The organism is Alcanivorax sp. UBA3183 (assembly GCF_002364155.1).
Lineage (GTDB): Bacteria > Pseudomonadota > Gammaproteobacteria > Pseudomonadales > Alcanivoracaceae > Alcanivorax > Alcanivorax jadensis.
In genome coordinates this window covers 89,823-111,834 of sequence record NZ_DEXN01000048.1, presented here as the reverse complement: position 1 = coordinate 111,834, position 22,012 = coordinate 89,823, and the positions used below count along the sequence as shown (strand labels likewise).

General features: G+C 55.5%; 24 protein-coding genes. 14 read left to right on the top strand and 10 right to left on the bottom strand.

The window, feature by feature from the left end:
- The first annotated feature begins 134 nt into the window (after positions 1-134).
- The 5 genes from ilvD (at position 135) to B3Q33_RS16365 (ending at position 6,631) form a co-directional block, all read left to right on the top strand.
- Positions 135-1,820, top strand: coding sequence for a dihydroxy-acid dehydratase (gene ilvD / locus B3Q33_RS16385; protein ID WP_286829599.1), 1,686 nt, complete (start codon positions 135-137; stop codon positions 1,818-1,820).
- Positions 1,821-1,958: 138 nt separating this feature from the next.
- A complete protein-coding gene (gene doeB / locus B3Q33_RS16380) occupies positions 1,959-2,948 on the top strand; it encodes a N(2)-acetyl-L-2,4-diaminobutanoate deacetylase DoeB (RefSeq protein ID WP_035249872.1) in 990 nt (329 codons plus the stop codon).
- Between the two features lie 111 nt (positions 2,949-3,059).
- On the top strand, positions 3,060-4,487 hold the full coding sequence (locus tag B3Q33_RS16375; RefSeq protein ID WP_272962798.1) for a Glu/Leu/Phe/Val family dehydrogenase: 1,428 nt from the start codon (positions 3,060-3,062) through the stop codon (positions 4,485-4,487).
- A 589-nt stretch (positions 4,488-5,076) separates the two neighbouring features.
- Positions 5,077-5,364, top strand: coding sequence for a helix-turn-helix domain-containing protein (locus tag B3Q33_RS16370; protein ID WP_062814942.1), 288 nt, complete (start codon positions 5,077-5,079; stop codon positions 5,362-5,364).
- Positions 5,354-6,631 carry a type II toxin-antitoxin system HipA family toxin gene (locus tag B3Q33_RS16365; protein WP_062814941.1) on the top strand — a complete coding sequence of 426 codons (1,278 nt, stop codon included), beginning with the start codon at positions 5,354-5,356 and terminating at the stop codon, positions 6,629-6,631. Before B3Q33_RS16370 ends, B3Q33_RS16365 begins: the two co-directional genes overlap by 11 nt.
- 52 nt (positions 6,632-6,683) lie before the next feature.
- Here B3Q33_RS16365 and B3Q33_RS16360 read toward each other — a convergent pair whose 3' ends face one another.
- Positions 6,684-7,418 (bottom strand): hypothetical protein, encoded by a 735-nt coding sequence (locus tag B3Q33_RS16360; protein WP_156478205.1) that lies wholly within the window; start codon positions 7,416-7,418, stop codon positions 6,684-6,686.
- Between the two features lie 303 nt (positions 7,419-7,721).
- On the opposite strand from B3Q33_RS16360, the gene B3Q33_RS16355 reads away from it, so the two are divergent.
- The 5 genes from B3Q33_RS16355 (at position 7,722) to B3Q33_RS16335 (ending at position 11,189) form a co-directional block, all read left to right on the top strand.
- Positions 7,722-9,068 (top strand): hypothetical protein, encoded by a 1,347-nt coding sequence (locus B3Q33_RS16355; protein WP_156478204.1) that lies wholly within the window; start codon positions 7,722-7,724, stop codon positions 9,066-9,068.
- Between the two features lie 225 nt (positions 9,069-9,293).
- Entirely contained in the window at positions 9,294-10,007 is a 714-nt protein-coding gene (locus tag B3Q33_RS16350) for an inovirus Gp2 family protein (protein WP_035249889.1), read from the top strand.
- 79 nt (positions 10,008-10,086) lie between these two features.
- Positions 10,087-10,275 carry a helix-turn-helix transcriptional regulator gene (locus tag B3Q33_RS16345; protein ID WP_035249891.1) on the top strand — a complete coding sequence of 63 codons (189 nt, stop codon included), beginning with the start codon at positions 10,087-10,089 and terminating at the stop codon, positions 10,273-10,275.
- 63 nt (positions 10,276-10,338) lie between these two features.
- Entirely contained in the window at positions 10,339-10,662 is a 324-nt protein-coding gene (locus B3Q33_RS16340) for a type II toxin-antitoxin system PrlF family antitoxin (protein WP_062814938.1), read from the top strand.
- An 80-nt stretch (positions 10,663-10,742) separates the two neighbouring features.
- Positions 10,743-11,189: a type II toxin-antitoxin system YhaV family toxin gene (locus tag B3Q33_RS16335; protein WP_273009787.1), complete on the top strand. Its 447-nt coding sequence runs from the start codon at positions 10,743-10,745 to the stop codon at positions 11,187-11,189.
- 130 nt (positions 11,190-11,319) lie between these two features.
- On the opposite strand, the gene B3Q33_RS16330 is transcribed toward B3Q33_RS16335, so the two are convergent.
- The 3 genes from B3Q33_RS16330 to B3Q33_RS16320 form a co-directional block, all read right to left on the bottom strand.
- Positions 11,320-11,676, bottom strand: coding sequence for a hypothetical protein (locus B3Q33_RS16330; protein ID WP_035249895.1), 357 nt, complete (start codon positions 11,674-11,676; stop codon positions 11,320-11,322).
- A gap of 84 nt (positions 11,677-11,760) precedes the next feature.
- Positions 11,761-12,549 (bottom strand): hypothetical protein, encoded by a 789-nt coding sequence (locus B3Q33_RS16325; protein WP_062814937.1) that lies wholly within the window; start codon positions 12,547-12,549, stop codon positions 11,761-11,763.
- A 39-nt stretch (positions 12,550-12,588) separates the two neighbouring features.
- On the bottom strand, positions 12,589-13,149 hold the full coding sequence (locus B3Q33_RS16320) for a DUF4339 domain-containing protein (RefSeq protein ID WP_062814936.1): 561 nt from the start codon (positions 13,147-13,149) through the stop codon (positions 12,589-12,591).
- Positions 13,150-13,399: 250 nt separating this feature from the next.
- On the opposite strand from B3Q33_RS16320, the gene B3Q33_RS16315 reads away from it, so the two are divergent.
- Complete coding sequence (locus tag B3Q33_RS16315) at positions 13,400-13,729, top strand: helix-turn-helix domain-containing protein (protein ID WP_062814935.1); 330 nt, start codon at positions 13,400-13,402, stop codon at positions 13,727-13,729.
- Here B3Q33_RS16315 and B3Q33_RS16310 read toward each other — a convergent pair.
- From B3Q33_RS16310 to B3Q33_RS16285, 6 genes are all read right to left on the bottom strand, one after another.
- Positions 13,726-14,607, bottom strand: coding sequence for a hypothetical protein (locus B3Q33_RS16310; RefSeq protein ID WP_062814934.1), 882 nt, complete (start codon positions 14,605-14,607; stop codon positions 13,726-13,728). The two genes, B3Q33_RS16315 and B3Q33_RS16310, sit on opposite strands and share 4 nt — an antisense overlap.
- Positions 14,608-14,702: 95 nt before the next feature.
- Positions 14,703-15,710: a YqaJ viral recombinase family protein gene (locus tag B3Q33_RS16305; RefSeq protein ID WP_273009680.1), complete on the bottom strand. Its 1,008-nt coding sequence runs from the start codon at positions 15,708-15,710 to the stop codon at positions 14,703-14,705.
- Positions 15,707-16,207, bottom strand: coding sequence for a hypothetical protein (locus B3Q33_RS16300; protein ID WP_273009682.1), 501 nt, complete (start codon positions 16,205-16,207; stop codon positions 15,707-15,709). The genes B3Q33_RS16305 and B3Q33_RS16300 overlap by 4 nt, the downstream gene beginning before the upstream one ends.
- Before the next feature lie 84 nt (positions 16,208-16,291).
- Positions 16,292-17,260, bottom strand: a complete 969-nt coding sequence (locus tag B3Q33_RS16295; RefSeq protein ID WP_103917428.1) for a DUF932 domain-containing protein — start codon at positions 17,258-17,260, stop codon at positions 16,292-16,294.
- A 100-nt stretch (positions 17,261-17,360) separates the two neighbouring features.
- Entirely contained in the window at positions 17,361-17,855 is a 495-nt protein-coding gene (locus B3Q33_RS16290) for a JAB domain-containing protein (RefSeq protein ID WP_063508940.1), read from the bottom strand.
- Positions 17,856-17,934: 79 nt separating this feature from the next.
- Positions 17,935-18,267 (bottom strand): membrane protein, encoded by a 333-nt coding sequence (locus tag B3Q33_RS16285; protein WP_035248785.1) that lies wholly within the window; start codon positions 18,265-18,267, stop codon positions 17,935-17,937.
- A gap of 877 nt (positions 18,268-19,144) precedes the next feature.
- Here B3Q33_RS16285 and B3Q33_RS16280 point away from each other — a divergent pair.
- The 3 genes from B3Q33_RS16280 to B3Q33_RS16270 are packed head-to-tail and all read left to right on the top strand — an operon-like array spanning position 19,145 to position 21,970.
- On the top strand, positions 19,145-20,014 hold the full coding sequence (locus B3Q33_RS16280; protein ID WP_035248744.1) for a metal-dependent hydrolase: 870 nt from the start codon (positions 19,145-19,147) through the stop codon (positions 20,012-20,014).
- Positions 20,014-21,015, top strand: a complete 1,002-nt coding sequence (locus B3Q33_RS16275) for a BtrH N-terminal domain-containing protein (RefSeq protein WP_052042942.1) — start codon at positions 20,014-20,016, stop codon at positions 21,013-21,015. The genes B3Q33_RS16280 and B3Q33_RS16275 overlap by 1 nt, the downstream gene beginning before the upstream one ends.
- Positions 20,990-21,970, top strand: a complete 981-nt coding sequence (locus B3Q33_RS16270; RefSeq protein WP_231866193.1) for a PaaI family thioesterase — start codon at positions 20,990-20,992, stop codon at positions 21,968-21,970. The genes B3Q33_RS16275 and B3Q33_RS16270 overlap by 26 nt, the downstream gene beginning before the upstream one ends.
- Positions 21,971-22,012: the final 42 nt, after the last annotated feature.

The following is a 22,012-nucleotide window of genomic DNA, read 5'->3' as shown; positions in this document are numbered from 1 at the left end:
CATTATAGGCGTAAAGGAGGCGGCACGTCATATGCGACTCGATGCCAGCGCCATGGCAGGTTACCGTATGCAATGCTGTGCCGAGCCCGCCACGAATGAGTCGGACACTTCCCGGCACCGGATAAGGAGAGATTATGAGCGATACCCAGGACGACCCACGCCGTCGTCATTCATCGAAGGTGGTAGATGGCCCGGGCAAGTCGGCCGGCCGTGCCATGTTGCGGGCAGTGGGCTTTACTGACGAGGACTTTCGCAAGCCACAGGTGGGCATCGCTTCCACCTGGAGCCAGGTGACACCCTGTAATAGCCATATCGGCGAGCTGGCAGAGCGGGCCTGTGAAGGGGCAGACGGCGCCGGTGGTAAAGGGGTGATATTCAATACCATCACCATTTCCGATGGCATCGCCAACGGCACCGAGGGCATGAAGTATTCGCTGGTGTCCCGCGAGGTGATTGCCGATTCCATTGAGACGGTAGCCGGCTGTGAGGGCTTTGATGGGTTGGTAGCCATTGGTGGCTGCGACAAGAACATGCCCGGTTGTCTGATCGGCCTGGCCCGGCTCGACCGCCCCAGTGTGTTTGTCTACGGCGGCACTATCCTGCCGGGTAAGGGCCATACCGATATCGTTTCCGTGTTCGAAGCCATGGGGGCCCATTCCCGCGGGGACATGGATCTGATCGAGCTCAAGCAGATTGAAGAAACCGCCATCCCCGGCCCGGGTTCCTGTGGTGGCATGTACACCGCCAATACCATGGCCTCGGCCATTGAGGCGCTGGGTATGAGCCTGCCCGGCAGCTCGGCACAGAACGCGGTGTCCGCAGAAAAGGGGGAAGACTGCGTGCGGGCCGGTGCGGCGGTATTGAACCTGCTGGAACAGGACATCAAACCCTCCGACATCATGACTCGAGAGGCCTTTGAAAATGCCATCACCGTGGTGATTGCCCTGGGTGGCTCCACCAATGCGGTGCTGCATCTGCTGGGTATGGCGCGCACGGTGGGGGTGCCGCTGTCGCTGGACGACTTTACCGACATCGGCAAGCGGGTGCCGGTGCTGGCGGACCTGCGCCCCAGCGGCCAATACATGATGAGCGAGCTGGTCGCCATCGGTGGCATTCAGCCGCTGATGAAAATCTTGCTGGAGGCCGGTCAGCTGCACGGCGACTGCCTGACCGTCACCGGTCGCACCCTGGCAGAGAATCTGGCCGAGGTAGCGCCGTATCCGTCGGAGCAGGACATCATCGCGCCGTTGTCCGCCCCGCTGAAAGCGGAAAGCCACCTGCGCATTCTCTACGGCAACCTGGCCCCAGAAGGCGCGGTGGCCAAGATCACCGGCAAGGAAGGGACCCACTTTTCCGGTTCGGCACGGGTGTTCGGCTCGGAAGAGGAAGCCCAGGCGCGCATCAATGACGGCACTGTGGTAGCCGGCGATGTGGTGGTGATTCGCTACGAAGGGCCTCGCGGCGGTCCGGGCATGCGGGAAATGCTGACGCCCACCTCGGCGATCATGGGGCGCGGTTTGGGCAATGACGTCGCCCTGATCACCGACGGGCGTTTTTCTGGCGGCAGTCATGGTTTCGTGGTCGGTCATGTGACCCCGGAAGCCTTCGATGGCGGGCCGCTGGCGCTACTCGAGGACGGTGACCGCATCACCATTGATGCCGAGGCCAACAGCCTTGTCGTGGATCTGTCCGATGCCGAGCTGGCGCAACGTCGAGCGAACTGGCAGCAACCGGCGCCGCGTTATACCCGCGGTGTGCTGGCAAAATATGCACGCCTGGTCGGTTCCGCCAGTGAAGGAGCGGTAACCGACGACTTCTGAGGTGAAGGGTGCCGCGTTTCGGTATTGCTGGCAGAGCAACATTGCGCTGTTCGTCATCCCGGAAAAGCGCGCATTATAGAAGGCGGGGGCGTGGTAGGCGCCCCCGCCAACCTTCCCAACCCTGGACCCGATGCCGTTATGCAAGACAGCCCCATCACTGCCACCGTGGACTTCGACCGTGACGGCGTTCAGCACGGTTTTCTCAAGCTGCCCCATTCCCACGATGGCTCCGCCTGGGGCAATGTAATGATCCCGATCACCGTGGTGCGCAACGGTGAGGGGCCTACGGCGTTGCTCTCCGGTGGCAATCACGGTGACGAGTACGAAGGCATTACCGCGCTGCTGAAACTGGCCAACCGGTTGCAGCCTGAGCAGATCACCGGGCGCGTGATTATCGTGCCCATGCTCAACCATCCCGCGGTGCTTAATGGCTCCCGCACTTCGCCGCTGGATGGCGGCAATCTGAACCGGGCCTTTCCCGGTAATTCGGCGGGCACCCTGACGGAAAAGATCGCCGATTACCTCACCCGCTACCTGGTGCCACTATGTGATCTGGCACTGGATATTCACTCCGGCGGCCGCACCCTGGATCTGTTGCCCTTTGCCGCCACCCACCGCATGGCCGACCGGGAATTCGAAGCCCGTTGTCTGGCCGCCGCCACCGCCTTTGGTGCGCCCTACACGCTGTTCATGGCCGAGCTGGAAGGCGACGTGCTCTACGACAGCGTGGTGGAGGCTGGCGGTAAGGTGTTTGTCAGCACGGAACTGCGCGGCGGCGGCACTACCACGCCGGAGACCGTGGCGCTGGCGGAACGGGGGGTGGACAACCTGCTGCGCTTCGCCGGCATCCTGCCCGGTGATCCGGAGGTGGTGGCCTCGCAGGCGCTGGAGATTCCCGGCAGTGAGTATTACCGGGTCAGCGAACATCGTGGCCTGCTGGAATTTGCTGTCGCTTTGGGGGACGCCGTTCGTGCCGGTGATGTGTTGGCCCGGGTGCATTCCCTGGAACGTACCGGTGAAGCCCCGGTGGAGTATTACGCCCCCTGTGATGGTCTGCTGATCGGTCGCCGGCATCCGGCTTTAGTGAATGTGGGGGACACCTTTGCAGTACTGGCGGTGCCGCGCTGACTGGCACTTTGGTGCACGTTAACAGGGTATAACAAAGCACAAACACCCTTGCCGGGAAGGCGCTGCTAATGTTCAGGTTCTATCAAGAACAACAGGACTGACGGAGCAGCCATGAGCGACAGCAAGTTTGCCCAGCAGGGCATGTCATTTCGTGAAAGCGTTGAGCATATGGTGGACCATGCCATCGGCATCATGGGTCTTGATGCGGGGATGGGTAATGCCATGAAGGTGTGCCAGAGCGTGGTGCAGGTATCCTTTCCGGTGGAGATCAACGGCAAGGCCGAGATCTTCACCGGCTGGCGCGCCACCCATAGTGATCACCGGCTGCCTTCCAAGGGCGGTATCCGTTACGCCCCGATTGTGGATCAGGATGAAGTGGAAGCGCTGGCAGCGCTGATGACCTACAAGTGCGCCATCGTCGATGTGCCCTTCGGCGGTTCGAAAGGCGGCCTGGTGATCGACCCGAAAAAATACGAGCGCCACCAGCTGGAAGCCATCACCCGCCGCTTTGCCCGCGAACTCATCAACAAGGGCTACCTGAGCCCATCCCAGAATGTGCCGGCCCCGGACATGGGCACCGGCCCCCAGGAAATGGGTTGGATGGTGGACACCTACAAGCAGATGTTCCCCAACGACATCAATTACATGGGTGCGTTGACCGGCAAGCCGGTGGAGCATGGTGGCGTGCGTGGCCGTAATGAAGCCACTGGCCGGGGAGTGCAATACGCGCTGCGCGAGCTGTTTCGTCACCCGGAAGAAATCAAGCGTGCCGGGCTCTCCGGTTCACTATCCGGAAAAAGAGTCATTGTTCAGGGGTTGGGGAATGTGGGTTATCACGCTGCCCACTTTCTGGAAACCGAGGATGACTGTCTGATCACAGCGATCATCGAACGTGACGGCGTCATCATTAATGAAGACGGATTGAATGTGGGCGCGGTGCGTCAGCACATCGTCGAAAGCGGCGGGGTGAAGGGCTTCCCCGGGGCCGAGTATCTGGAAGATGGCATCAAGGCCCTGGAAAGAGAGTGCGACATTCTCATCCCGGCGGCCCTGGAAGGGGTAATCACCACTGAAAACGCGCCACGCATTCGGGCCAGCCTGATCGCCGAAGCGGCCAACGGGCCGGTAACCTTTGAAGCAGATCGAATTCTCCGCGAGCGCGGTGTGGAAATCATACCCGATGCCTATTGCAACGCTGGCGGCGTGATTGTTTCCTATTTCGAATGGATCCGTAACCTGAACCATGTGCGCTTCGGCCGTCTGGACAAGCGCTTCCACGAAGCCCGTGGTCAGCATGTGATTGATGCCATTGAGCAGGCCACCGATACCAAGGTGCCTGAACATATCGTCAAGGAGCTGGCCCGTGGCGCCGACGAGTTCGACCTGGTGCGTTCGGGCCTGGATGACTCCATGCGACTGGCCCTGCAGGAAATCATCCGTACCCGTAATACCAATCCGAAGATCGACGATTACCGCATGGCGGCCTATGTAATCGCCATTGAGAAGGTATCCCGGCATTACCGGGATATCGGTTTCTGAAAAAGAAGAGGGGCGCGGGGCTTATTCGATATTCTGGATCTTCTTGTTGGTTAAAAAATGAAAGCACTTAAAAATCAGTGATTTATTGTATTTTTTGCATGGTGGTTTTTGCTTTGCCCACCATGCTGCCCACCACTTTTAAGTCCTTGATTTAGCTTAATGAGCAAATACGCGGGGCCTTTTGGGGGAGGGGTGGGCTGCTGAGAATTCAGGGTCCACGTGCTCGGTTTTTCAGGTCGTGACGATAGGGTTTCTGGTGAATGTATTCACTGGAGAGCAAGATGACAATTCGTTGGCGTTACCTGGATGGATGGCTGGTAGCTAATCATGAAGAAGGATCGGGGCTGAAGATCTGGGAAGCGGATTCTTCATTGGGCCCGGCGCTGGCCTTATTGCTGAATAAGGCTCCAGGACTCTCACGTCTGTTAGTGTAGGGATTTGGTCAAAATTGCTGGCGCAGGAGTCGTTGCTGACGGCAGTACGATTTCTGGTCTTTGGTGCTCTCGTGAGGCTATTATTGGGCATTATGGTGTCTATTTTTCCCGTTAAATGCGATAATTGGACAAAATAGTATCCATATAGGTGTGATATGGTCGCCTTACTTGACGATGCCGATGTCCAGCAGGCATTTGCCACCCATCTGCGACGTTTGCGCAAGCAGGCCAAGCTGTCTCGTGATGCGCTGGCTGAGCGTAGTGGGGTGCCCGCCTCCACCATCAAGAAATTCGAGCTTACCGGCCAGATCTCGTTCCGGCAGTTGCTATTCCTCTGGCAGAGTCTGGACGATTTGCGTCGCCTGTACGCGCTAACTCGTCACTCCCCTGATCAAGCGGAGATGCCATTCAGTATCGATGAGGTATTGAGCGATGACCTTTAAGCCGGTCCGCAAGCTGACGGTAACCCGCACGCTGGCAACGGGGCAGACGGTGACGGTTGGTGTGCTGGCGCAGAACCGGCAGGGTGTCTTCTTTCAGTACGATGCCGATTATCTCGGGCGCTTCGGGAACTTGTCGCCCTTTGGCCTGAAGGCAACCGCTGAGCTGCAGCTTGCTCCCAAAAGGCCGCATTCTGGCCTGCATGGCCTGTTCGGGGATAGTCTGCCTGATGGTTGGGGTTCCCTGCTGCAAGACCGAGTGTTCCGACAGCATGGCATTCTCCCTGCCCAGATCACCGCCATGGATCGCCTGGCGTTTGTAGGGGCTTCCGGGATGGGTGCCCTGTCATTCTCGCCGACCTCGGAATACCAGCTTGCCTCAACCGGCGACATCGACCTGGCGAAGCTGGGTCTGGAGGCGCAGGCGTTTTTTGACGGTCAGACGGAAGAGGTGCTGGCGGATCTGGTGGCAGCAGGTAGCTCCGGTGGTGCCAGACCCAAGGCGCAGTTCTACATCTCCCCGGATGAGCCAGATCGCTGCCGCACGGTGGCGAGGCCAGGCGATGAGGCCTGGCTGGTCAAGTTTACCTCCAGGAATCTGCCCCTCGGCCATGAAGAAGGGCTCTGTGAAGCGGTCTATCTGCACCTGGCCGGAAAGCTGGGGCTGGAGCCGCCTGAGTGGCGGCTGTTCGAAGCGCCAGAGCAAAGCGGCGCCCGTGCCTGGCTCGGGGTAAAGCGGTTCGATTGGATAAGCCATCCCCAAAAAGCGGGTCGACTCCACATGCACAGCGCCTGCGGCCTGCTGGATGCGGATTTCCGTACCCCCAGCCTGGATTACGAAGATCTGATCAAGGCCAGCCGCCATCTTTGCCGGTCGCCAGCGGTCGGCAAGCTGCAGTTCCGCAGAGCCATGTTCAACCTGTTTGCCTGCAACCAGGACGACCACAGCAAGAACTGGGCTTTCCTGCAGGATGATGCCGGCGACTGGGTGCCTGCCCCTTTCTACGATGTGACCTTTAGCCCTCACCCATACCAGGAGCATGCCACTGCCTATGCCGGTTTCGGCAAGAATCCGCCGCTGAAAGCCATCCAAGCGCTGGCGGCGCGGGCGGGCTACGCCAAATGGGAGCAGGCCCAGCGCGATATTGAGGAGATCGTGACTTTTCTCGCTGATTTCGCTGTCGTTGCCAGAGATTTCGGAGTGGATAGTGGTGTTGCTGAGCTGATTGACCGGCAGCTTGCTGGTTTGAGGGATGGGTATGGAGGTTAAGCCTGCCCTCTACTCAAGAGGGGCTGAGACCAGGTGCTGTGGCTGTTCCTTCTCAGGTTTTCTGTGGTCTGGGTCCTTGATTGGTGCTGCTGTGGTTCTCGGCTTGAGCAAGTGAGGCCGTCGCTTTTAACTGCTTGCGGAAGTAGTCGAGCAGAGACTGGTGTCTGTGCAGGGCTTCTTGTTTCTCATCTGGTGTTAGCTCAAGGCTTTCCCCTGCTTGTATGTTAAGGGCGACCTCAAGCTCGACCAGCCTAAACAATATATTGCTCATCTCTTTCTGGGTTTCCGAGAGCTCCGCCTGGAGCTCTTCATTATGAAATATCAGCTTCGAGCGTTCCTTCTGCAGGTGGTCGAGTTTGCCTGCGGCGGACTCTTCGTGACGCTGAATATGCTCCTGAATAGCGTTCTGGATTGCTGCATTCCTGTCTTTGAAATAGCCGACTTCCTCCTTGATTAATCTCTCAACAGTTTCGGAAACACTTGTTCTCTTGGAGAGGTTGGCAAGCTGTCTTTTCACGCGTGGACTGAGCCTGACTTGGACCACCTGGTTTCCGTGCTTTTTGTCTGATTTGTATCTTCTCCATGCGGCCTTGAGGTTCATGAGCTCCTTCTGGCTGCTGCTATTGATGATCAAATAATGAGCGGCATCGAGGAGCGCTGGGCGAAGGTTATATGGGTTTAAAACCTGGATGGGTGCGCCTTTTCGTCTCAAGTGCTGCTCAAGCCAAGTCAGCATTTCTTGATCATTCGTGAGCCAATCCTCTAGAGGTATTTCTGACCTTGCCATGCTGAAAACCCCGAAAAATTAAATAGTACGAGTAAGACGTATTATAGACGTATATTCGTACTGCTAAAAACATGCCATCTGGTATAATTACGACAAATAGAAAGAGATGACATATTTCGGGGGGGGGCTTGCGTGCTTGGGTTGCTAGGAACATCAGCGGAATTTGATCGGCGGAATGGTCTCGCGTCTATTGCAGGGCCAACCCGTTACTTCTTGTATCGGCTGCTTTGCGACGATGAGGGGCGTGGCGTTGCGTTTACAGTCCAGGACTATGTCGAGCGCTTTAAGCTAAACGACAGGGTGGTGAGTAAAGCAATCCGGGAGTTGTCTGAGAGCGGGGTGTTACAGAAACGATTTGTCGATGGGGGGCTGGGAAAAAGAAGGAGGTGCTTGGAGTTGGAGCCTCAGCTTGAGGAAGCGCTTGCTGGTCTGGAAAGTGAGCAGCCGGTCGTTGAGCTCCGCAGTCTTGCTGAACATGTGTTAACTGCGACCGTAGATGATACAGGCAAACCAGGCCAGAAATGGTTGACTCCCTACAATCGTTTGGTGCTGGCGGCGCTGCTGGTTGGGTCCAATTCAGCGGGCGCAGTATATGGGGTTGGGGGGAGTGATCTGAAGCGCTTGGCGGGCCTGACCGATGACGGATTGAGATCCCAGTTGAGTACGCTGATGCAGCGTGGATACCTTCGAAGCAGGGTTGCAGGAGTAACCGGGAGGTATTTGTTGGGAATGTCGAAAGGCGCATATTTCATTAACCTCGCTCACCCTGACTTTATGGGTATAGGTGGCGCTGCCTGCTTTCTAATCAGGGAGGCCAAACTAAGTAGTAAAGAGAATCGGTACCGTACGGCTTTTGGTATGTACAACGCAGCCAAAGTGATTGGTAGTTTGCAGCAGAAGGAGGCGAGGGAGGCTAATAAATCGGCTAGGTGGAGAGCAGGTGATACGGGAATACTACCTAGCACCCAGACGGCCATGGAGTTTGAGAGGGCTTTTACTGCAAGGGGAGAGTTGAGGGCTCCTTGCAACTTGCATGAGAACTTTCGAGATACTCCCAGTGAGAGATTTTCCCGATACCTGCAGATGCTCATCAACCGATATGCCAGCCTGATTGTTAATAGTTGCCTACATCATGGAGGCTGGGATGGTAATGATGAAAATGGAGAGCTTCGGACCGAAATAAGGCAGCATTTGGGTACCAAGGCGGCTCAGGCACCTTTGGCTGTGGTGGATGCGATTGTCTGTGCTTCAATCCACGAGGCAGTCAGGGTATGGGAAGTTTTGGTTTCGGATGCGGAGATCTGGAGGGTGGTCATGTCAGGGGCACGTTGCCTTATACTGCCACTATTTGAAGTGCGGGACGCTCACGTGGTTACTCCTATTGTCTTATCTGGTGAAGGGATTCCTGACGAGATGAGGGGGGAGTGCTGGAAAGTGAGCATGCTGCCTGATCTGGGAAGGCGGCTATATAGGCAATCGTACAGGAGGCATGCGGGGAAAGAGCAAGAGTTAGGTGCTCAGGCCGAATTATGGGGGTTGCGAGGTGTCGGGAAGAGATATCCTCTGAATAAATCACATGGATCCGGCCTGGCTGAAGATGCGAGTTTCAGCAATTTGGTCACCGGAGCCCCTCCCACTGAAGGCGATTGATTTGGTTTAACCTTTGAGTGGGCTGCAGTCTACAGCTCAGAGATGCTGCGGCTCGTTCAGCTTTGTGGAAACGGTAATAGTAATGATAAGGCAGGTTGGCCTCTTGGATATTTACTGTATATCGTAACTCATTGATAAGTATGACCAAAGCACATAACTTCATTAATAATTACTCGATAGCTACCTCTTATGGAGAATTCCCTCCTCATTTCTTAAGAGGTAATCATGAGAAAGCGTCATCCCGAGAACACCAACCTTACCCTTCACCACTCTGGCCCCTGGAATGGATATGACGTCCAGCTACAGCGGGGACCGCTGTTCATTCCGTATCTGGAAAGAATTCATCAGGCCATGGAGCGAGAGGCAGACCGCCAAGCCAGGACAATGGCCGTAAGGGTGGATCTGAAATTGCCAAGGCACGGCTACATGCGTGATGGCGATCTGTTTGGTTTCTTTATCCAGTCCCTGCAAGCACAGATTGATGCTGATATGGATCGGCGTAGACGAGAGGGGCGCCGAGGGCCTGCTTGCAAGGTTGGCTATGTCTGTGTGAAGGAGACGGCAGATGCCTTCCATCACCATTACCACCTGTGTCTCTTTCTGAATGGAGAGTGCTACCGGGGATTGGGGCGGATGCCAGAGGGGTGCAGGGCCGGAGCTCAGGATTTCGACCCTGACTTGCCGGTAGATCCTGCTGCCGGGGAAGCCGACAGTTTGGCCAAGAAAATCGTACTTGCCTGGTCCAGGGCGCTGGGCTTGAGCATGGAGCAGGCTGTGGGGCTGGTGCACTTCTGTGAAGGCGGAGTGTACTGGGTCAGGCGTGGGTCTATGGAGTGCGATAGCCAGATAGCGGGGCTATTCAATCGTCTTAGCTACTTTGCCAAGCAGGAGACAAAGCAATTCGGAGACGGAAGCCGGAATCTGCGTTGTAGCCGGTAGGAGATGAGAGGCTGGGTGGTCGTCCGCCCAGTCTTATTTTACCAACATGCCGCATCTCATGAGATGAAGGAGATTGCTCATGAGAATCATGCGTTTGAAAGAAGTGATGGATACCACCGGCTTGGGACGGTCCTACATTTACAAGCTGATTGCGGACGGGGTCTTTCCAAAGCCGGTTCCGTTGGGTGCCCGTGCAACGGGATGGGTCTCGGACGAGGTGGAGTCCTGGATTCTGGAGAGAATTGGAGAGAGGGATCAGGCAGGGTGATGTCTTTGGTAATGCGGTTGCATTACCATTTGCGTGTCATCCCACATAGTGCAGGAGGCGGCCATGGCCACGCTTGAAGTCGAGTCCACGCTGACAGATCGGTATCAGACCACCGTGCCGGAAACGGTTCGCCGTGCTCTCAAGCTCAACAAGCGAGACAAAATTCAGTATGTCATCCGCCAGAATGGCGAAGTGGTCTTGACCCGGGCTACCAGCGAAGGCGATGACCCGGCTCTGGGGTCGTTCCTGGATTTCCTGGCGATTGATATCGCCGAGCATCCGGAGCACATCCTTGCGGTTGAGGATGCGTTAATGCAGCGTATTCAGTCGCTGACGAAGGGTGTCGAGGTTGATCTGGATGCGCCTTTACAGGAAGACGATGAATGAGTGGGAGGCAATCGACCACTCTAACTATCAGTGGGTGGGCGGTTTACGCTCACCCATTATTTATGGAATAGCTTGAAACCCTGGCAAGACAAGTCGAAAGTCACAAAGAAAAAAATGCCGAGGGGTTCGCCAAGAAAAATGCTACCAAGCGATTGGCTGCGATTGCCAAGTTAGCATTCGAGGTTATCCCGCAGGACCCTGCAAGGCCGGAGTACCGTCAGGGTGGTACGCTTGGCGCTGATCACAAGCACTGGTTCCGCGCGAAGTTTTTTCAGCAATACCGGTTATTCTTTCGTTATCACGCCTCAAGCAAGGTGATTGTCTATGCTTGGGTAAATGATGAGGGCACCAAGCGGGCGTATGAGAGCTCCGATGATGCCTACCGGGTTTTCCGCAAGATGTTGAAAAGTGGCCACCCTCCCGATGATTGGGATCAGCTTTTGATCGAAGTAAGACGGGATGAGCAGAGTCAGGAAGCCATGCGTTCCCTAGCCGAGCAAGCCCAAAATCAGGACATGGGTTACTGATCTTCTTTGCCGTTGTTTCGAGTTCGCAAATTCTCTTGATGTTGTAGGGTTTTGCCATCCCGAATATGTATAAGAAGAGTTTGTGCACCAACCTGAAGTGGGCTGATCGACTAACTGATTCTGTGGAGAATCAGTCCTTTTTGTAAATGACGGTGACTTTGCCGGCAGGTTTGTTCTTACCTATCTCATAATCAGGGTTGAAAGTGGCGAGGTTATGAGCGGCGATGCCAATCACTGAGGCAAAGCCAGTAACCTGGGTAAAGCCGGTCGGGATAGCGAAGCTGGCTAAGGAGGCCGCTCTGTATTCCGTGTACACGCGGCAACGTAGTCCTTTCTTTTCAATAGCGCCCTCGACTTTGTTTACCACGGAGCTGATGTTCTTGACCGCGACAATTTGAAAGGAAGCTTTCTTGGCAATGAGTTCAGAGAGCTTTTCAGTAGTGATGTCTTCGGAGGTATATTTTTCGATGTCAATATCTTTGCTCATTGAGTTTTCCTTGTTTGAGGAGTTGATAAAACGGGCAGATTTGCTGCCCGTTCAAGTCAGCGAATGGTTCTTGTTGAAGTATGATCAAAGCTCCGCTATCTGCTGTAGCGCATCTTCATAAGCAAATAGCGTGTCGAAGTTTTCGTTGTAGATAAGGTAGAGGGCGGACTGTATATTTTCGTGGGGTGTTTCCTCGATGACGCCCTTGAATATGTTGGTGTGATGCATGCTGCCGGAAAGGACCATGAAACTGCCGTCCTCCATTACTACCCAGTCAATGGTTTCAAAGGCCCTGGCTCCTTTGTATTTATCAAGAGTCTCCTGAGCCAGAGAGAGGGAGTCCTGGTTTTCTTTTTCAATCATCGAGATCTGGTTTTTTATGCTCCGGATCTCTCTTTCGTGATTCTCAATATCGGCTATTGATTGCTGTTTGACACGAGGCCAAACCGTGTAGCCGGAGCCGTTTTCTGTTTTCGTTTCAGTCCAAGAATTCCCGCTATCGATATGATCTTGGGCTTTCTTTAATAGCTGTTTTTCTCTCGCTATTTCTGATTCGAGTTCGTTTAACCTTTCCTGCAATGTGATCAGCCTGCTGTCGTTTTTTGCAGCATCGATCATTTCATTTGCTGTATCCCTGTAATTCTTTTCTATGTCCTTGAAATCACAGGTGTAACGAACGACATCTCGGCCCCGTTCGTCCTCAATGACAGACCAGTCTGTGCTCTCACAAAGCTTACGGTTATCCAGCGCCTGGCCAACCGTATATTCAGGGAGTAATTCAAGGCGCCCTTCCCGAATGACGTCTATTTCAGAAGAACATCCGGATAGGGCTGCCAGGGAAATGCATGCTAGGGCTACTTTGAGGTTTTTCATGATGGTTCCCTTTTAAAATCGTTCCATGAGGTGATTGGCTTAAGCACCAACCACAATTAAGAGGAAGCAGACGATCCAGACGATGAAGTACGCCAGGTTCTGCTTCAGGGCTTGGGATCGTTGGTAGAGATAGACGGGCACCAGCCACACCCATCCACCAAATGTGCTGGTGTCAGTGCCGGCTTGCTTGAGTCTCTTTTCATCCAGGAAAGACAGGGCGATATTCAGAATCAGGGTGATGTAAATGAAATGGCCGCTGGCAACGGCTTGCTCGGCACGGTACTCGCTGCTGTGAACCATGTAGGCCACAAAATATTCCAGGGTGAGACCAATCAGTGGGGCGAACGCCAGAATCCATACAACGGTGTTGTTGACTTTGGCGCCGGTTAGCGGCGGTGGGGCCGTGTCATCAAGGTGCTCTCGTAGCTGGGTTTCTTCGATGCTGGTCCAGTCCGCGAATCCCTTCTTCCAGACGGATGATCCGTGGCGCAGTGTGCCGTTCCTGATCAGGGTGATGAGATCGGTTTCAGAGATGCCTCCCTTCCTTTCTCCGTTGAGTTCGTAGAACCAGATCTCGTTCCCCGTGGTGCTATTTTCCATTGTTCATTCCTTGTAGTGGCTGTCCTTCCATGGTTTTTAGCCAAGCACAGGTCGAGTGCTGTGCCTGGGAAGAGCGGTCTCGCTCAGGCGCTGTGTTCGCTGGTTTGGAAGGTGTGTCTCAGTTTGAGTGTTATGTAATTCAAGACTCGCAAAGTATTGCAATGCTATACCTTAAGGGTCAAGTATTCCGGTACGACAGAGGTATGGCACTGCCGTAGCGTTGCTCTATCAGATTGATGGAGTGGGCGTGATGAGCTTTCCCGAGCGCCTGAAGGCGGCAAGGTTGGCGTTGGGTCTGACCCAGGAGCAGTTGGGCGACGAGCTTCATGTGACCAAATCCACGATATCCGCCTGGGAAAATGGCCGTGATTCGCCCGGATTTCGTTTACTGCCGAAGTTGAAGGCGGTCCTCGGTGTATCGCTGGATCATCTGATCTGCGGCGATCAGGTTGAGGGTGCCTCAGAGCTGAAGTCCAAGTATGACGCCCAGGTACGCAATGACGCCGAAGCCCAACTACTCAAGGGCTACCGGCGTCTGACTGCCAAACGTCGCAAAGGCCTGCTGGCCATGATTGATTAACCTGCCTGTTTCCCGGCCAGCTTCTGGCTGAGTCCCTGTACGGGCTGTGGTTGAGCATTGCCGGGTGGGGCAGTGCCTTCCGGCACGAACTCCTCCACAACCTGTAACCCTTCCTCCTCCGAGTATTCGAACTGAGCGTTGAGCAGGCCGGCATGGGCTACCTTGTCCAATTCTGCCTGGTGAATGCCCTGGCTTTCCCTGACCTTGGCCGCTTCCCTGGCGTGGCTGACGGCCTCCACCATGGATTGCTCTGCGCGCAGTGTCAGATCCACGTAGTAGATCGGTGCCCGGTGACTCTGGGTGGTGCTCTTCCCGCGTAGCTTCAATTCCAGAGGCAGTGTGGCTAGGTTGCCACCACTGATGGCGTGGAAGTAGCGTAGCCGGGCCGCCAAGGTGCGGATGCTGTTGTAGCCAGTGGTCCGGAACACGAAGCAGCCCAGTTCATCCTCTTCCCCGATCCGTACATACAGCCGTCCGTAGGGCTTGCACAGATCGTGGGCGCCGAATTCGCATAGGTCGGGTGACGGGCAGGGCAGTTGTTCCAGGCCCTGGTCGGTGCGGCGTCGACAGCTCTCACCGTCGCCACTGCACAGGGGCCGGCCACTCTTGCGCTCGAAGAAGGTGTACTCCGCCCGCAGATTCAGGTCCGGATCATTGAAGGGCAGGGTGACGGGAATGCTGCGTAGTTTCTTGCCCTGACCCTCCTGGCGCAGAGCCTCATCCAGTGGGTGCGGTAGCCAGCCCTCCCGGGTCTGGATCTGGGTAGTAATGGTGAATTGGTCGTCTTTCTCCGGCAGACGCTTGCCGTTCTTTTCCACCATGCGGCCAATACTGATACGGCCAATTACGGGTGGAGTAATGGCGAGTCCTTTGATCATGGGAGTCTCCTGTTATAAAAAACGCACAGCCGCCGGGCAGGGCCCGGCGTTTATGCTTTTAGGCTGGCGTGTTGAATGAGGTGATGCGAGAACGATCAGGTGGTGGCCTTGACCAGGAACCGGCGGCTGCCGGCCCGATGCTTGGGGAATTGCTGCAGTAGCGCGGGCTGAGCCTTGAGCAGGGCGTCAGTATCGAGCACCGTACTGTCCTTGCTGCGCTTCCAGCTCACCTGGCCGTCGATGAAGTAAGCCCGAGCGGCGTCACCCATGCGTTGCTGGATGCGTTGCTTGAGCCGGGCTTCCCGTTCGGCCAGACGGGCCAAGCGTTCCCGGATATCCAGCATCTCACTGAAGTCGCCGTTGAGTGCGGTGTCTTCAATGAGATCCAGGGCTTCGCCATCATCACGAGGGTAGAGCGCTCGCAATGACTGGTCGGCGGAGTCGGAGCCATCGGCGTCGGGTGGTGTATCGGTTTCTACCAAGTGCCAAAATGCCCGCTCCAGCTCGATCAGTTGCTTGATGACGGTTTCATCCCGCTCGATGCGGTGTATCTGCAATTCCTGCCCGCAGATCAGCACCGCCACGTCCGCCGCCTGCTTGCCGGTGACGGCCAGCTGATGCTGTACCTGACACTGGATGTACTCCGGTACCCCCTCGGCCCAGAGCCTGGCGCCATTAAGGCCATTGGTTTTGCATTCCAGGATCTGCACCTCTGGATTGCCCACAACGGAATAATCCAGATTGGCCAGCATCCAGGACTTGTCCGCATCCGGGTGCTGGAGCACGGCATTCACTCGCCGGACCTTGTTGCCCGTCGCCTTGGCATAGGCCTCGGCCACCTTGGGTTCAAGCAGGTTGCCCCAGTACAGCGGGGTATGGATGTCGTCCGGATTAGGAGCTGGTAACAGGCCATCCCGACCGGTCTTGATCATCCACAGCTCCAGGGGCGACTGATACGGGTTGAGCCCCACCGCCGCAGCGGCATCGCTGGCCCCGATACCTTGCTTGCGGACCTTGAGCCACTGTTCCCGGTTCATGCCCTTGGTGGACACCAGGCGCAGGGCCGGACGGGATGAGGGTTTGATAGCGCGGGGTGTACTCATGAGTGACCTCCTTCCAGTTGGGTCAGCCGCTTGGTAAAGCGATCATGGAGATTGATCAGCCGATGGGTCTGGGGCGTCTGATCCGAGGGGATCTCATGACTGCCGCCTTGACTGAAGAAGGTGACTACCAGATCGGTGATCATCTGTTGGATGTCGTCATGGGGTGGCAGATTGCCGTCATTCTCGAGCAGATAGGTGCCCAGCTGTTCGCCCAGGATGGACACCACCTCGTACTCGAACACCCCAGGAAACCCTTGCGGGCCGTACCAGTAGGGTTGCACCTGTTTCCAGATATCGGGGATGAAGTCACACAGGGTGCTGATCAGTTCGATACAGCCATTACCCCAGATCTCCAGAAGCCGGGTACCGCGCTCCTTGTTCAGCATCACCCCTTCATGGAGAAAGGCGCCCCAAATGGCGGCCAGATGCGGGGAGAGGGGAGGCGCAGAGCATCTGGCTTCCGGGGCCGCACTGCTATCGTGATTAGGTTCTGTCATGGTCAGGCTCCAAACAATAAAAAGCCCGACCGGCACAGAGCGGGTCGGGCTTTAGTCGAGGGAAAAGAATGAGTAGGGAATCAGTCAGGCCACCAGTTCCAGGGTCTGGCTCAGGGCCCGCTGCTTGATTTGGGCCCCCTTGCCGAACCAGGCGGAATCCAGCCGGTTGTCGGTACTGCGGGCGCGACGTTCGTGGTCCACGAACTCGGTGACGGCATTGAGCAGGCCGTAGGCCGTGTTCTTGGCTGACGGCAACTCCGCGCCGCGACCGGCCCCGTCATACAACGCCATGGCCTTCTTCATGGCCTGTTCGTTGGGCTTCACCAGCATGTCCCCAGAGGAGTAGTTCACATCGGTGAAGACCGAGCGCATGACCTTCTCGGCGGTCTTGCGGGTAATGCGCCGCTCGCTGAGGGCCTTCAGGCGATACATGAAGTCATCCCAGGCGGAGACGGAGATCCCGAGCTGCTTCTTGACAGCCTGGGCATCGAAGGTGGTGTTGTGGCGGACCTTCACCGCCTGGCCGGCGCCATTGAGAGCTACCGCCAAGGTGTTGTTACACACCACTCGGATGCTGGTGAACTGGGCAGTGGTAGCCAGGGTGCCGTCACAGGCGGTAGCCAGCAGCACATAGCCGTTGGTCTGGTCATTGCCTGCCAAGGAGCCTGTTTGCCCGGTGCGGGCCAGTGCCCACAGCTTGCGGCCCCCTTTAAGGACGCCAGCGGTTTCCAGCTCAAAACCAGAGCGCTCGGTGAGATCCCGGTAGAACTCCAGGATCTGCCGGGGTTGAACCACCTTGAAGCGGTTACTCACTACCGAAAGAGGCGCCTGATTGTCTGAGCGGAACAGAACCTTCTGATCCGGGAAGGATGAGATCTGCCCGAGAGCCCCGGCCTCGCTACTAATGAAGCGAACAGGGGTCTCACGGATCTCCCAGTCCATGCCGGCTTCCTGCATCCAGACATTGAGGGGTTGTTGGGCGGCGAGCTGGTTGCCCAGCCCGTGCCAGGGGGTACGTCCTGCATAGGCCATGCTTTCGACAAGATGTGCCATGGTAAATCTCCAAGAATAACGATGAGCCCAAAACGGGCGGCTTAACGAATGAGAAGAGGTGGTTGAGTCAGTGGTAGAGCAAAAGCCGAAGAGTGAAGGCTCAGAGCCAGCCACGCTGGGCTAAGCTGACCCACTCGGAGCGGGACACGACGAAGTGATCCAAGACCCGCACATCAATCAGGGCCAGAGCGTCCTTGAGCCGGGTAGTGATGGTGCGATCAGCCTGGGAGGGCTCACAGCACCCGGAGGGATGGTTATGGGCGAAGATTACGGCAGCGGCATTGCAGGCCAGGGCCTGCTGTACCACCACACGGGGGTACACCGCCGCGCCATCAATGGTGCCGTTGAACAAGGGCTCGAAACTGAGCACCTTATGCTTGTTGTTGAGGAAGATGGCCGCGAAGACCTCGTTCTTCTTCTGGGCCAGGGCCATCTGCAGGAACTGGGCGACATCGGTGGGAGTGGTTAGCGCCTCCCGACCGGTCAGCTCATCCAGAAGAATGGTGGCCGCCGTACTGACAATTTCCTCAGGCTTAACGCAGCCCTGTACGTGGTACAGGCCCTGCTCGTTCTTTACGAAAGTGGGAATATCCATCCAGGCCTCCATAGCGGCATAAAGAAGCCCGCACTGGGCGGGCTTCAGGGGTGTGTGAGTGGTAAGGGGAGAGTGGGACTTACTCGGCATCGAGGCGGAAGCTGTGTCCGCAATCCAGGCATTCCAGGTTGTCGAGATAGGTCTCGTCGAGCTTGGCGCCCAGCGCAGCACCAGCTTCACCACCGGCCACGCCGCCAGCCAAACCGCCAAACACGGCACCGGCGATACCGCCGATGGCGGACCCGGCAGGGCCAAACGCCAGGCCGACCGTAGCGCCCACGCGAGCACCGCTGCTAGCCATGGCAATGCCGCTGGCGGCACCTGCAACCGTGCCTACAGAGCCGCCGACCTTGCGGCCATTCTGCAGGGCGACAACGCGGATGGAACGGCAGGACGGACATTGAATGATCATGAAACCTCCATGAGACAGGGTCAGGAAGGCCATTCCTTCCTGGCTTCATAGAGGTGATATATGGTTGAAAAAATCTGGGATAGTGGCCGCATTTCTCTTCATGCGGGTAGTTGAAGTTTCTGTGTAGTATTTGGATAGTTCGATACTACGCCGATCGCTCTTCTCTATTTAGTTGGCCGATGTTGGTGAGCTGCGGCCTAACATGCCTCTCATCTTCTCGACAGCACCTGCTTGGTGAATTCTCATACGAGTTAGGGCGGGCCTGAATATCGTGCATTTTTCGGTTTTATGATGCTCAAGAAAAGCAGCAATCAGGCGCGGCAGCTCCCGTTTCACTCCGAACAGGTTATTGGCCCCGCCAAGGTATATAGCCTGTTGGTATTCTAGGCTTGGCCAAGGTGGCACCTTTCTGTAGCCGAAGATACCTTTAATCACCCGGAATGTATGTTCACGTTAGTTCGCGCGCTGGTTTGCTGGTCTCGCATTGCTGTGCTGTCTTCCTCGTCGTGGATTGCATTCCAGAACGTTCAGCGATAAATCACTTAGTCTTGCGCTTCTTTCTTTGCGATTCTGGATATTGCAATAACTAGAATCTTGCACAGATTCAGCTCATCCCGCAGGCATCGAAAGTTCAAGGTGGAAGTTTCATCGGCATTCCGGGAAAGATAAATATTCGAAAAACAGCACACCGATTCAATTTTATACAGCGTATCTTCCATGGTCGGACCACACTTCCAAAACCATTTAAATGCAGCTTTATGCATAATGACTGCTTCACAGAGGAGACTTGCGACCTAAGGTTATTGACATTTGGTTGTTCAGCCAAATAAGATCAAGGGATGTCACTACGTAGACAGCCTGTTTATTTGGAGGAATTATGAGTTCTGTATCAATTCAGCCGCGCAAAGTCGCTTTTGATGTCTCGTCAGTGCCACGGCACTGGAATGGCGGTGACCCCGTGCTGACCCGCTTCTTTGATGCCCTCTCAGTGCATTTCCCGGAGGGGGAGCGCTTCTTTATCCAGTCAGTGCGTAACTTCAAGGATCAAGTGACAGATGATCAGCTGAGCGAGGATATTCGTCACTTTATTCGCCAGGAAGGTCAGCACGGGATTGTCCATGATCGTTTCAACGATGTGATGGCCAGCCAGGGCGTGGATGTGGATAAGGTCACTGCGAATCTAAGGACCTTTATTCGCACCACACAAAAGTACCTGCCGAAGAAGTATCAGCTCGCCATGACGGCGGCGTTTGAGCACTTTACGGCAACCCTGGGCGAAACCATGGTCAGCGAGAAGAGCGAGATGTTTAGCGAGGCTGACCCCGTCATGAGAGCGCTATTTCTGTGGCACGGGGTCGAAGAAGTAGAGCACAAGGCCGTGGCCTATGATCTTTATCAGGGCGCAGCAGGTGGAGGCTACTTGACGCGCGCGTCTGCGTTGGTGGTTGCGACCCTGATGGTTCACCTTGTCGTGGCTCCAGTATTTTGGAATATGCTCAAGCTTGATGGCGTAACGCGCCAGCCTGGTGTGATTCTGCGAGGCCTGAACAAGCTTTATGGGCGAAAAGGTATTCTCACAGGCATGCTGCCTGATTTCCTCGCTTGGTTCCGCCCTGGATTTCACCCTTGGGATACCGGTATGCCTGAGAAGGTTGCCGCGTGGTTGGCGGAGTATGAGACTCATGGAGATCCGATGCGGGCATCGGAAACCATTTACGGTCCGGCTCCAGTGAGTGAGGCAGCCTGATGCATGGAGACAAGCAGGATGTCCCCAGTACCGTCGATGTTCCTCATACACATCGGCCTGGGCGTCACTGTGGCAGTTCAGCTATCAGAGACCTGCTGGAGTTTCATGGGCTTAATTTGACGGAAGCTTTCTGCTTCGGGCTGGGTGCCGGGCTTGGTATTACTTATGTGGAAATACCAGGCACGGACACCCCGTTTATTGTCCATGTCCGTTCAATGGGATTTGAGGAAACGGTGTTCTCTACACTGGGCGTGCCGTTTCGCTGGGAAACTTGGCAAGATAAATGTGCTGCCGCCGATGCGCTGGATGCCCATCTTGATGCGGGGCGGCCTGCGCTTCTCTTAACTGATATTTTTTACCTTCCTTATTTCAAGAGCAGTACACATTTCCCCGGTCACGCCATCGTCGCCTGGCAGCGAGCCGAGAAGGGCGAGACGATGCTCGTTAGCGATACCGAGCGCCCAGGGCTTTTAGAGGTGCCTCGTGACAAGTTGGTTGAAGCCAGATTCTCCTTGTCGCCACCCTTTATCCATCATGGTTCATTGTTCGCACCCGAAAGTGTTTCGGTTCAGGTGTCTGCCGATAACGTGCGCAGTGCGATTGTGAAGAATGCAGATAATCTCCTGCAAGGAAGCAGGAATCACGGTATTCAAGCGCTAACAACTTGGATCCAGGAACTTCCTCGCTGGAAGGCAGTGGATAAATGGCAATGGTTGCTCCGTTTCGCCTATCAAGTGATCGAGAAGCGTGGAACGGGGGGCAGCGGCTTTAGAGCGATGTATTCAGAATTTCTCGATGAAGCGAGTGAAATTGTTCCTGAAATACATGAGGCAGGCTTGGTCGAGTTGATGCGCACGAGTGCTGCGGCATGGTCCGCTCTGGCTGATTGTCTGCGAAAGGGGTCCGAAAGTGAAACATTCCCTGAAGAGGCAATAACGGACGCCATTGAATCTGTGCGTGTTGCAGAGACCCGGTATGCGGATGCCGCTTCAACATTCTGATAAAAAGTTGCTAACTATGACAGCTGAGACATCACTCCCGAGAGAACTGCTTGCCGCAAAGGCTTTTTTTGGTTCAGGGCATCCGTTGTTCAGGGTTTTTGGTATCGCAATGGATGACATTACCAAAGATGGCGCGGTAATGAGCATGCCTTGTGTGGAAGAGGTTTGTGATCAACAGGGAAAGCTTCATCGGGGAGCCATCGCTACCTTGCTTGATACGGCATGTGGTTTGGCGATTTTTGTGCGCCTCGGCGACATGCGCCCAATTGCGACAATTGACTTGCGCGTTGATTTCATCGCTAAACCCGAGGCTGGCGAAGGGGTGGCATGTAATGTCACCTGTTTTGCAGTTGAAGAAAATATTGCTTATGTCCGTGGAGAGGCATTTGGGCGTGATGGCGGCAATTTGCTGGCGTCGGTATCAGGCAGTTTTGCGATAGGAACGGCAGGCCCGTCCTTTGATCAATCTGTGAATCCTAGCAATAAGAGAGCCCCCTCCAAGAAAAAAACAATCGATGATGAAGGAATCATCAGCTTCGAAACAGAAAGGGTAACCGCTCTCTCTACTGTGGTCGGCGATGTATCACCATACGAAAAATTTCTTGGTATGACGGCTTCGGACGATAATGGCGAAGCAACCTATAAAATGCCGTTTCGCGAGCAGCACATTGGCAACCCTCTGATCAAGACTTTTCATGGCGGTATTATCGCAAGCTTCGCGGAGCTTGTTGCTGGCGCGCACTTAACAGCGAATCAGACTGAACAAAATAAGCCAGTATGTTCAAGTATGACTCTGGATTATTTGCGCCCGGCCTTTGCGGGTACGTTGGTGGCCAAGCCGAACATTATTCGTGAAGGAAAGCGCTTCATTGTGGTTGTTGTGGATGTGTTTCTTGATGGCGCCCAGGTTTCCCGAGGTCGCTTCATTTATAAGAGAGCCTTCGCTTCCAGCTAATCCAATCTATAAACAACCCTCCCCCCTTCCTTTTCTGCCTCA